This is a genomic window from Nonlabens dokdonensis (genome assembly GCF_002162835.1).
GTDB classification, from domain to species: Bacteria; Bacteroidota; Bacteroidia; order Flavobacteriales; family Flavobacteriaceae; genus Nonlabens; species Nonlabens dokdonensis_B.
This window is the reverse complement of the sequence record NZ_MAAX01000118.1, coordinates 23,645-34,884: the sequence shown is the minus strand read 5'-3', so window position 1 is coordinate 34,884 and position 11,240 is coordinate 23,645. Positions and strand designations below refer to the sequence as shown.

Sequence of the window (11,240 nt, the reverse complement as noted above, 5' to 3'; positions counted from 1 at the left end):
GAGAAAGCTAATACCGCATTGAAAAACTTCTTTGCGAGACCAGACACGATGAGTATAGGTGTTTGTAATGGTTGCCAACTCTTTGTAGAGCTAGGATTAATTAATCCAGACCATGACGAAAAGCCTAAAATGCTTCACAATGACTCTGGAAAGTTTGAGTGTAATTTTACCAGTGTAGAAATTGCCAAAAACAATTCTATCATGCTACAATCTCTAGAAGGTAGTAAACTTGGAATATGGGCAGCACACGGAGAAGGAAAATTCCAATTACCTAAAGACCGCAGCGCTTATCAAATCCCAGCGACTTATGGTTACGACAGTTATCCTGCAAACCCTAATGGATCTGACTATAACGCTGCCATGTTAAACAGTGAAGATGGACGTCACCTAGTGATGATGCCACACCTAGAGCGATCTACATTCTCATGGAACTGGGCACACTACCCTACAGACCGCAAGAATGACGAAGTAACGCCATGGCTAGAAGCATTTGTGAATGCTAGAGTTTGGTTAGAACGCAAGTAGTCTTTTAAGCTTTTTGAGAAACGGATAAGTCGCTTTCAAATAAGGGCTTATCCGTTTATCCTTTTGGATAAAGAGTATATTTAATTTGATATAACAAGTTATCTGCAAGCATAAAAAAAGAATGGAATGAATATCAAGTCATTTAATGAAAATATAGAATATAGTGATAATCGGATTGTCACTAAAGTCATTTTGGAAACTTCATTTTCAAAGGAAATTAGAATTCTTTTGAAAAATGGACAAACAATGAAAGAGCATAAAGCTCCGTATCCCATTATAGTTCATATTTTAGAAGGTGAAATATACTTTGGAATAGGAGATGAAATAAAATCGCTTCAAATGGGAGATGTTATCACGTTGGAAAGTAATGTTTATCACGACTTGACAGCTAAAAAAGACAGCATTGTTCGTTTGACATTATCCAAATTTGATGATGTCTCTAGAGTAAAGAAAATCGCTGATAATTCTTAATGTAATGGATACAATAAATAGTCGTGAAGACATTAGAAAATTAGTACATACTTTTTACGCAAAAATTCGAAAGAATGAATTATTGGGTCCAATTTTCAATAGCCATATTTCGGAAGAACAATGGCCAGAACACCTTGAAAAATTGACTGATTTTTGGGAAACAAATTTATTTGGAATAGCAAAGTTTAAAGGGAGCCCTTCAATGAAACACATAAACGTTGACAAAAATTTGAACCATTCTATAACTCAAACCCATTTTGGGACTTGGCTACAACTTTGGTTCGAAACAATCGACCAACTTTTTGAAGGAGAACTAGCTTTAAAAGCAAAACAATCAGCTCGTAAAATGTCCACGGGACAATTTTTAACTATATGGAATAATAGACCTGAAAATAAAAAGCCTGCAGATAACAATGTATATAAAAAATAGGCGATATAGTAATAAAATTATGGGTCTTGGCTCGTATCGAACTTTTTGCTTAACCGAAAGTTCTGTGCTTCGAAATCGCCTACTTTTCATATACAAGACCGTTAGCTAACATTTATGAATGAACAACAAAGAACAAGTATAGAAGCCTTATTATTAGTTAACGACTTGTAATTTTCGAATCCAATCAGAATGAAAGAATTAATTATACCCTTTACCACTGCAGTTGGTTATATGCTGAAAGTCTTAAAATCTAACGTGAAAATTGACAAGTTTAACCCTGAATTTAAAATGATTAGACACGGAAATTATTTTGAATTCATCAATTCTGTAAAAGGAGAAATACCTCATTCAGTAGTTTATAATAAAGGGAAAATTACATCCGACAACATCGCAAGAAATGATGACTTTGATTTTTTGGGATTATTTAATGCTAATCCATCTCTCCAAAAATTTTATATAGATTGCTACAAAGAGTACGGAAAAATAACTGATACTGATATTCCGGATTCGATATACGGAATTGCCGCATTGTTTGAAGTAAGCCTAAGAATGCACGCTAACAATCATAACCTGATTGAACCGAGAGAAAACTTAAATGAAGTGATTAATAAATTGACTAAATTCAAAAACTTAAATAAAGACGAAACAAATAAATTACATCAAGGAAGAAGGTTTATTAATATGGTAAAACATTTTAACAATCAATTTCCAACATGGAATGAAGGAATAGATTCTATGACGATCGCTTACGAAATAGTCAAAGAAAAAAAATTGACGATTATATGAAAACTATAGACCCTTCAAAAAACTGAGGTAAAACCATTACTACCACTTCGCAAATTTGATACACTATTGTCCTAGGCTCAAAGAATCGATTCATTGATTCAAGAGCCTTTTTTTATGTCATGTTAGTGAAGGATTGAAGTAAAATAGAAACCTATATTTCTGTATATGTATTAGTTAACAAAGCTATAGCAATAGATGAATGCTCGCTTTAATTATTTCTAGTTTTTATTCATTAAATTACAGAACTCATCACAGCAGGCAGACTAAAACTAATATTTATGATTGACAGAATTAAGGAATACACAGAATCGAAATTCCAACATTTAATAGTTCTCGCAACTATTTTAATGATGGTAGTCACTATTTCATGCAAGGAAGCATCTCAACCGGTCCAAACCACTGACAGTGAAAAAAACACAGCAAGTGATTTAATCACAAAAATAAATGCAGTTCAAGAACAAATAATGGTACAAGGCAACATATCAGAAGATGAAGAACAGGCTTTATTAAGTCTATGTAGTATTGTATCTAAAGATGATGGTATGTCCGTCTATACTTCTGACGATAGTATCATATTAAAAGATGTAGAAATGGCGCCAGTTTATGATGGTTGTGAAGATCTCTCTATAGAAGAGACGAGAGCATGTTTTGATCATAAAATAGCGGCTTTTGTAAAGCGAGAATTCAATTTGAGTATCTCTAAAGATTTAAATCTCACTACGCCTAAAAAGGTAGAAGCTTTCTTCATCATCGATGAAAATGGAGATGTAACTGGCATGAAAGTAAGAGACTCTGAAGTTAATGTTCAGGCAGAAATCTTAAGAGTGCTTAGAAAAATTCCTGTGATGGAACATGCAACCCAAAATGGTAAAAGTGTTTCTGTATTATGTTCCATAGTAATAACTTATGGAAATGAAATTGATGTGGATGTTACTTATATTCCTGAACGCCCAAATTAAATTTTAGTTACTAACTAAAAGCTTTTGACTTTTAATTTTTAGTCTTTAATTTTTAATACAATTATTTCAAGGAATGTTCAGGTAATGAACTAGTTTCTTAAGAGCAAGGAAGATTTCATTAATCGTTTTAAATGATAGGGTTACGCTTTCGCGAAAGCGAGATAATGCAAATAAAAAAACCACTGCTAAGGCAGTGGTTTTTATGGTAAATTCTATATGTGATCTATTTCAAAATATTAATAGCTTTTACGTTTACAAATTCTTTGATTCCAAAGCCACCATGTTCTCTACCGAAACCTGAATCTTTCACTCCACCAAATGGCATATCTACTTGAGCTAGACCGAAAGAATTGATAAACACCATTCCTGTATCAAAATGATTTTGAGCCAATTCTATAGCTTTATCCTCATCTTTAGAGAAGATTCCGCCTCCTAGTCCAAAACGGCTATCGTTTGCTATTCTCATCGCATCTTCTTGATCTTTTGCTTTAATCAAAGATGCTACTGGTCCAAAAAGTTCATCATCATAAGCCGGTTGTCCTGGATTTACGTTACCTAATACGGTTGATGGATAATAGAAACCATCACCATCTGGTAACTTGCCACCGCATAAAACTTCAGCACCATTTTCTACGCTTTCTTCTACTTGGTTGTGTAACTTTTCACGTAAATCTTTACGAGCCATAGGTCCTAATTGTGAATTTTCATCCATAGGATCTCCATGTTTAATATTACTCATACGCTCTACAAATCCTTTCTTGAATTCTTCATAGACTGCATCTACCACGATAAAACGTTTTGCAGCGACGCAAGTTTCTCCATTATTATAAATACGTCCACGTGTACAGGTTTTAATGGCCAACTCCACATCGGCATCTTCTAGAACAATGTAAGCATCATTACTACCTAATTCTAGAACAGACTTTTTAATATTTTTACCAGCTTGCTCACCTATTTTTCTACCGACTCCAGCACTACCAGTAAAGGTAACTCCACGTACTAGATCATGTTCTATAACTTTTTCACTTATATCGTGATCTATTATCAATACATTAAATAAATCCTTAGGCAATCCAGCTGCTTCATAAATTTCTTTAAGTTTTAATGCAGAACCAGTTACATTTTCGGCATGCTTTAATAGTATACCATTTCCTGCCATTAAATTAACAATGGAATAGCGTACCACTTGGTAAGCTGGAAAGTTCCATGGTTGTATACCGTAAATAACTCCTAAAGGAGAATAGGTCACAATACCTTTACCACCATTTTGAAGATCTACTTCTTCATTTGCTAACTCTTTTGCCCCAGTTGCGGCCGTATACTCACAAATACCTGCACAGAGTTGAAGTTCTTGTTTACCATGTTTGAAAAGCTTACCCATTTCTTGAGTCATCAGCTCAGCAAAATCTTCTTCATGTTCTTTAAACTGCTCTCCTATTTTTTTAATGATCTCACCTCGTTCTTCGATAGGTGTTGCCTTCCATGCCTTAAATGCTTCATGGCAGTCTTGAACTGCGGTCATAGTCTGCTCTTCGGACATTACATCATAGGACTTTAAATCTTTACCTGTTGCTGGGTTTATTGTTGTTACTTGGTTGCTCATAATAGTTTTTCTTTTAAAGATAGAGTTACTACTTAAGCTATCACGTTAAATAAATGAGAACATAAATAAAATGTATAAATTTTTAACGTGAGATTATAGCTCTTTTAACACATAGAGTGAGTTTTCCTTAAATATTAGAAAAATCACCACTTGAAAGCAGTTTTAGATTAAGTAGGATTAAAAGAAAATATGACGAAGTCAATCTTCTTTTACTAAAATGTGAAAAGAGTAAAAAAATTTATAAGTCTAAAATTTAAATACCTTTCCATCCATAGCTAATTCTGAATTTTGAAAAACTTCCTGAGCTTCTTTTCTAAACAATTCATAATCGCCATAACGAGAAGAATAATGGCCTAAGATTAGTGTTCCTACTTTTGCTTTTAAAGCAATTTTTGCAGCTTGCTCTGCAGTACTGTGTTTTGTTTTCTCACAAAGATGCTCATGAGATTTGAGAAAGGTACTCTCATGGTATAAAGCGGTAACACCTGTAATTTGTGGCACTATATCTTCTTTGTAAATGGTATCACTGCAAAAAGCATAACTTTTAGGCTTCTCGCCATCTGTGGTTAATAGCTCATTTTCAATAACCTCTCCGTCTTCCTGAATATGATCGTGACCTTGTTTTATTTTACGGTAGTAAGCCTTGTCTATATTATGTTCTTGACATGCAACTACATCTAGGTGTCTATCACCTGGCTTTTCTTTAAATAGAAATCCGTGTGTAAATATGCGGTGTTCCAGAGGTATGGTGGTCACGGTTAAGGAATCATCTTCTAGTAATAATTGTGGTGTATTTATCTCGCTTTCGCGAAAGCGTAAACTAAAAGAAGTGTAAACACCAGCTAATTTTAATTGAACAAGAATAAGCTCTTTAATTCCTTTAGGACCGTAAACAGTCAAATCTGACTCACGACTTAACAGACAAAATGTAGAAATTAAACCTATAAGTCCATAGACGTGATCGCCATGCAGGTGTGATATAAAAACATGTTTAATACGCGCAAATTTCACTTTATTCCTACGCAATGCCATTTGTGTTCCCTCGCCGCAATCTATGAGAAATAAGTGTCCTTTCATCTCTAGAATTTGGGCTGTAGGTCGAGCATTATCTCGCGGCGTCGCACTATGGCAACCTAAAATGGTGAGCTTCAAAGAATGAAATTTTGATTCATAAAAAAGAGGATAGCTCTTAAGGCTACATCTACATTTAAAGCATTTATTAGAAGCCTAATTCTCGCTCCATTTCTTCCATAGAGATAACATCTTTTGCTTCATGAACCGTGGGAACAACTAAGAGCTCATCTGGAATTTCATCTCTAGATAAAGCTGTATTTACTAAAACAAATGAGTGCTTTGCTGCTCTATGCTTATTACTCAATTCTAAAAATGATAACAAGTCCATTAATGTAGCTGCTTCATACTTAAGTAAGTCTACGATTAAATTTTTATCTACAAATTGATCGTAGATGCTTGTTAAGAAGGTTGCAAATTGCTGGATATCACCTCTTTCATCTTGTAAGATGATATAATTATCGTGTTGTTCACTATTCATTTCTTCTAATTTTTGCAGCAATTAAATATAGAACCGCCATTCTTATAGCCACTCCATTTTCTACCTGATTAAGGATGATTGCTTGATCAGAGTCTGCTACGTCACTTGTAATCTCTACACCTCTATTAATAGGTCCAGGATGCATGATTACAATTTTTTTATTTAAACTATTTAACAAGTCCATATTTACACCGTACTGCTGGACATACTCACGTACACTTGGAAAATAGGAGATATCCATGCGCTCGTTTTGTACACGTAACATATTTGCTACATCACACCATTCTAGAGCTTTTTTTAAATTGTGCTCTACTTTTACACCTAAGGATTCAATATGTTTTGGAATAAGAGTCGCAGGACCACATACCATGACTTCTGCTCCTAATTTTTTAAGGCAGTAAATATTTGACAAAGCAACACGGCTGTGTAAAATATCACCTACGATGACAATTTTCTTGCCTTTTAAATCACCTAATTTCTCTTTAATAGAGTAGCTGTCTAATAGAGCTTGGGTAGGATGCTCATGTGCACCATCGCCGGCATTAACTATTCTTGCATCCACGTGTTTAGAAAGAAACACTCCAGCTCCAGGATGCGGATGACGCATAACCACTAGATCCACTTTCATAGCGAGAATATTATTTACTGTGTCGACTAAAGTTTCTCCCTTTTTAACAGAGCTTTGCGCAGCGCTGAAATTAATAACATCTGCACTGAGACGTTTCTCAGCAAGTTCAAAAGACAGTTTTGTTCTGGTGGAGTTCTCAAAAAAGAGATTTGCAATGGTAATATCTCTAAGTGATGGTACTTTTTTTATAGGTCTATTGATGACCTCCTTAAATTGATCGGCTGTTTTATGAATTAAATTAATGTCATCTACAGTGAGGTACTTAATTCCTAAAAGGTTATCAACGCTCAATTCACTCATGAGTCTGTATTTTTTAAAAGATAAACTGCATCTTCACCATCATTTTCTTTCCACAATACCTTTACTTTTTGATTATTAATCGCATCTACTTGTCTACCATTGTAATCTGGCTGGATAGGTAAATGTCTAGAAAATCTTCTATCTATGAGAGTTAGCAATTCAATAGTTTTAGGTCTACCAAAAGATTGTAATGCGGTTAAAGCGGCACGTATACTTCTTCCCGTATACAAAACATCGTCTACGATTACCACGCGTTTATTCTCTACGAGAAAGTTAATTTCAGTTGAATTTGCTTTTAGCGGCTCCTCATTTCTTCTGAAGTCGTCTCTATAAAAAGTTATATCTAGTAATCCTGTCTCTAGATTTTTAATTTTATAGGTTTTTCTTAAAATGTCAGTTAACCGTTGTAATAAAAAACTACCTCTAGGTTGAAGACCTATCAACGCAGTATTTTCAAACAAATCATGATTTTCAATTAATTGACAAGCTAATCTATGAAGAATGATATCAAGCGCAGCAGCATCGAGAAGTAATTTCTGACTCATTAATCCTATTTAATTTTGAAAAAAGGCATTAATTTTAATTCTATATTGTAAGCAAAGATAAGTATTTTGCTTTGCGTTAATCACATATCAATGATTTTATGAAATTAAAAAGACTATTTAAGATTTCTCTTATTCTCATGCCATTGATAATGATCTCCTGGCAGCTTTATGCTAGCAATCTTCAAAATTTAACTAAATGGAAAGGATGTGGTTATGGGATGTATACTGATAGCCATGGCGAGTATCGTGCAATTGTTTACCGTTTAAAGAATACAGATTCTCTTATTCAAGTGTACCCTATAAGAAAGGACGATTATCATAGATTAGATGAAAGTTCTCAATCCATTTATTTTAAAGCTGGAAAGGCGCTAAGAGTAGCAAGTTTCTATCCTGAATGGTATGAAAAAGATCTAAAAGAAAACCCTTGGGTAGCAAGGTTTACAAATCAGGAAGGTAATTTAGAGATTCACAGAACTGATTTAGACATAGATAATAAGATAGCAAGATCTGTTAAAGTCTATAGCTATGAATAAAGCATTATCTTACCTCAATAGAATTGATATAATGAGAATGTATCATTTCTTCATTTGTTTATTCTTTCTAGCGACAGCAATTAAAGCGCCATTGATAAAAGGACCTATAGTAATAATAGCCCTGATCAACTTGTTGTATTATAATAAAAAGTTTGAAAAACTAAGTGTATTATTTTATGCCATAAATTTTATAGGCAGCTGGTATATGAGCTATTACCAGATGGCAAATCACAAGAGCCTTTTAGGGATATTTAGTTTTTACATGGTATATAGACTTTGGTTCAAGGATAAATCATGGAACTTCCCTTTTTATATATTATCCTTAGTAATTATAGTTGCTACATTACAAAAAGGATTGAGCACCTATTTTATGAATGGTAATTTGATAGGTGAACTATTTTTAAGCGGAACTAGCTTCCCACAAATCGGTCATTTGTTAGATTCTGACTTTAGTACTAATGCTCAATTATTTAATGATCGCTTTCATGATATTAAATATACTCATCAATCAATTGCTTTAAATATTAGTGATAAAACTGTAGCTTTTTCTAAAATTTTCACTTGGTTTGTTTTAATTAGTGAAATAATATTATCAGTTGCAATGATCGTACTGCCCAGAAAAAAGAAATATTATGCCTTATTGTTCTTTGTCATAGGAACAGCTTTATTCCGAAGTGAATTTGGGTTCTTTTCTATACTTACACTTATATCATGTTTTGATACTCAAATCCAAAATACCAGAATCCAGCAACTGCTTAAAAGCCTGTTTTTAATATTAGTTGTAATTTTTTGCTATATAAACTACACTAGATTCTAATCAATCTAGTAGCGTTAAGAATTTTACTTCTACTCAAAGTTATAGTAGAAATGTAGCTAAAGAGTAAATTACTGTTTAAATAAAAATCCCTTATCAAATAAATGATAAGGGATACTTTCTATTTTAAAATGTTCAGGATTATTTACCTTCCATTCTATCTTTAAGAGCTTGTAACTTAGAGTTAGCATCACCTAAAGTAGGCTTAGACTCTTCAGAAGCTTTAGCAGCTGCTTGTTTCACATTCTTAGCTTCTTCTTCTTTGTGAAGAACCATGTGAGAACCTACTACACGCTTAAATTCTTTGTTGAATTCAATGATCTGGATTTGCGCCTTATCACCTTTTTTCAATTTAGAACCATCTTCTTTTTCTAAGTGACGTGTTGGAATAAATACAGAGATATCTTCGTTAAAGTTAACTACAGCACCTTTGTCTACAGTTTCATCAATTTCAATGTCGTGAGTTGTTCCTACACCAAATTCACCTTCGTACTTATCCCATGGGTTAGGCATAGTTTGCTTGTGCCCTAGAGATAATTTACGTCCTTCTACGTCTAGTTCAAGAACCACTACTTCTAGTGTGTCTCCTACTGCACAGAATTCAGATGGGTGCTTCACTTTCTTAGTCCATGATAAGTCAGAGATGTAAATTAATCCATCTACTCCTTCTTCAAGTTCTACAAATACACCAAAGTTAGTAAAGTTTCTTACCGTTCCTTTATGACGGGAACCTACAGGATACTTAGTAGTAATGTCAGTCCATGGATCTGGGTGAAGTTGCTTCATACCTAGAGACATCTTGCGATCTTCTCTATCAATAGTAAGAACCTCAGCATCGATCATGTCTCCTACTTTCACAAAGTCACCAGCACTTCTTAAGTGCGTAGACCATGACATTTCAGATACGTGAACAAGTCCTTCAACTCCTTCTTCTACTTCTACAAATGCACCATAATCAGCGATTACAACTACTTTACCTTTCACCTTATCTCCTGGCTTGATCTTATCAGAAAGTGCTTCCCATGGGTGAGCCTCTAATTGCTTAAGACCTAACTGGATACGAGACTTATCTTCATCAAAGTCTAGGATTACTACGTTAAGTGTTTGATCTAGTTCTACAATCTCGTTAGGGTGATTGATACGAGACCAAGAAAGATCTGTAATGTGAACTAATCCATCTACACCACCTAGATCAACAAACACACCGTAAGAAGTGATGTTTTTCACAACACCTTCTAGTACTTGTCCTTTCTCTAGACGAGAGATAATTTCTTTCTTCTGCTCTTCGATATCTGCTTCGATAAGCGCTTTGTGAGATACTACAACGTTTTTAAACTCGTGGTTAATTTTCACCACCTTGAATTCCATTGTTTTATCTACATACTGATCATAATCACGTATAGGCTTCACATCAATTTGTGAACCTGGTAAGAATGCCTCGATACCGAAAACATCTACGATCATACCACCTTTAGTACGACATTTAACGTAACCGTTTACGATCTCGCCAGTGTCGTGAGCATTGTTAACGCGCTCCCATGCCTTGATAAGACGTGCTTTACGGTGAGAAAGAACTAATTGTCCTGTCGCATCTTCACGTACATCTACAAGTACCTCAACTTTGTCACCTTCTTTAAGGTTCTGGTTGTAACGGAACTCGTTAAGAGAGATAACACCTTCAGATTTTGCATTGATGTCGATAATAGCATCACGATCAGTGATCTTGATAACTACACCTTCGATAACATCGCTATCGATAGTATCTACAAAATTGTCAGATACTAACTTTTCAAAAGCTTTTAATTGTTCTTCATCAACTTTTTCAATTCCTTCACTATAACGTTCCCAGTCAAATGAGTCTAGAAAAGCAGTAGGATCTTCTTGTTGTGGAGATGTAGGAGCAGCGGTTGCTTTCTCTACTTGTTCTTGAACTTGAGTTTCAGTTGCACCATCTTGTGCAGCTTCAAGTTCTTGTTTTGTTGTTTCTTCAGCCATGATTTGTTGCTGATTAAAATTTGTATTCTAAAGAGGCGTGGAAACTTACAGAACTCCTTTAGAAGAGTTATAGATAAATATTTGATTCCCAATTGGTTT

The 11,240-nt window shown here is 34.4% G+C and carries 13 protein-coding genes; 7 read left to right on the top strand and 6 right to left on the bottom strand.

All coding sequences use genetic code 11. The features are described from left to right. The 5 genes from A9Q93_RS07970 to A9Q93_RS07950 form a co-directional block, all read left to right on the top strand. Positions 1–525 (top strand): phosphoribosylformylglycinamidine synthase subunit PurQ (locus tag A9Q93_RS07970; protein ID WP_303686860.1); only part of this gene is annotated, 525 nt, incomplete at its 5' end. Positions 526–651: 126 nt separating this feature from the next. Beyond that, on the top strand, positions 652–996 hold the full coding sequence (locus A9Q93_RS07965; RefSeq protein ID WP_303686859.1) for a cupin domain-containing protein: 345 nt from the start codon (positions 652–654) through the stop codon (positions 994–996). A gap of 4 nt (positions 997–1,000) precedes the next feature. Beyond that, complete coding sequence (locus A9Q93_RS07960) at positions 1,001–1,426, top strand: group III truncated hemoglobin (RefSeq protein WP_303686858.1); 426 nt, start codon at positions 1,001–1,003, stop codon at positions 1,424–1,426. Positions 1,427–1,615: 189 nt separating this feature from the next. Continuing rightward, positions 1,616–2,212, top strand: coding sequence for a hypothetical protein (locus A9Q93_RS07955; RefSeq protein ID WP_303686857.1), 597 nt, complete (start codon positions 1,616–1,618; stop codon positions 2,210–2,212). A 278-nt stretch (positions 2,213–2,490) separates the two neighbouring features. Then, complete coding sequence (locus A9Q93_RS07950) at positions 2,491–3,171, top strand: hypothetical protein (protein ID WP_303686856.1); 681 nt, start codon at positions 2,491–2,493, stop codon at positions 3,169–3,171. Positions 3,172–3,394: 223 nt separating this feature from the next. Here A9Q93_RS07950 and A9Q93_RS07945 read toward each other — a convergent pair whose 3' ends face one another. The 5 genes from A9Q93_RS07945 to pyrR form a co-directional block, all read right to left on the bottom strand. Continuing rightward, the gene (locus tag A9Q93_RS07945; protein ID WP_303686855.1) at positions 3,395–4,774 is read right to left on the bottom strand and encodes an NAD-dependent succinate-semialdehyde dehydrogenase; all 1,380 of its coding nucleotides are present in this window, start codon (positions 4,772–4,774) and stop codon (positions 3,395–3,397) included. Between the two features lie 246 nt (positions 4,775–5,020). Then, positions 5,021–5,926 (bottom strand): ribonuclease Z, encoded by a 906-nt coding sequence (locus A9Q93_RS07940; protein ID WP_303686854.1) that lies wholly within the window; start codon positions 5,924–5,926, stop codon positions 5,021–5,023. Positions 5,927–5,993: 67 nt separating this feature from the next. Next, positions 5,994–6,326, bottom strand: a complete 333-nt coding sequence (locus A9Q93_RS07935; RefSeq protein ID WP_303686853.1) for a ribonuclease Z — start codon at positions 6,324–6,326, stop codon at positions 5,994–5,996. Beyond that, on the bottom strand, positions 6,319–7,254 hold the full coding sequence (locus A9Q93_RS07930; RefSeq protein WP_303686852.1) for an aspartate carbamoyltransferase catalytic subunit: 936 nt from the start codon (positions 7,252–7,254) through the stop codon (positions 6,319–6,321). The genes A9Q93_RS07935 and A9Q93_RS07930 overlap by 8 nt, the downstream gene beginning before the upstream one ends. Further along, the gene (pyrR, locus tag A9Q93_RS07925; RefSeq protein WP_303686851.1) at positions 7,251–7,799 is read right to left on the bottom strand and encodes a bifunctional pyr operon transcriptional regulator/uracil phosphoribosyltransferase PyrR; all 549 of its coding nucleotides are present in this window, start codon (positions 7,797–7,799) and stop codon (positions 7,251–7,253) included. The genes A9Q93_RS07930 and pyrR overlap by 4 nt, the downstream gene beginning before the upstream one ends. Before the next feature lie 98 nt (positions 7,800–7,897). Here pyrR and A9Q93_RS07920 point away from each other — a divergent pair, with 98 nt between their 5' ends. Together A9Q93_RS07920 and A9Q93_RS07915 are read left to right on the top strand one after the other, a co-directional pair. Continuing rightward, the gene (locus tag A9Q93_RS07920) at positions 7,898–8,332 is read left to right on the top strand and encodes a hypothetical protein (RefSeq protein WP_303686850.1); all 435 of its coding nucleotides are present in this window, start codon (positions 7,898–7,900) and stop codon (positions 8,330–8,332) included. After that, on the top strand, positions 8,325–9,149 hold the full coding sequence (locus A9Q93_RS07915) for a hypothetical protein (protein WP_303686849.1): 825 nt from the start codon (positions 8,325–8,327) through the stop codon (positions 9,147–9,149). The genes A9Q93_RS07920 and A9Q93_RS07915 overlap by 8 nt, the downstream gene beginning before the upstream one ends. Positions 9,150–9,287: 138 nt before the next feature. Here the strand turns inward: A9Q93_RS07915 and rpsA are convergent, their stop codons facing one another. Then, positions 9,288–11,141, bottom strand: coding sequence for a 30S ribosomal protein S1 (rpsA, locus tag A9Q93_RS07910; RefSeq protein ID WP_303686848.1), 1,854 nt, complete (start codon positions 11,139–11,141; stop codon positions 9,288–9,290). Positions 11,142–11,240 lie beyond the last annotated feature (99 nt).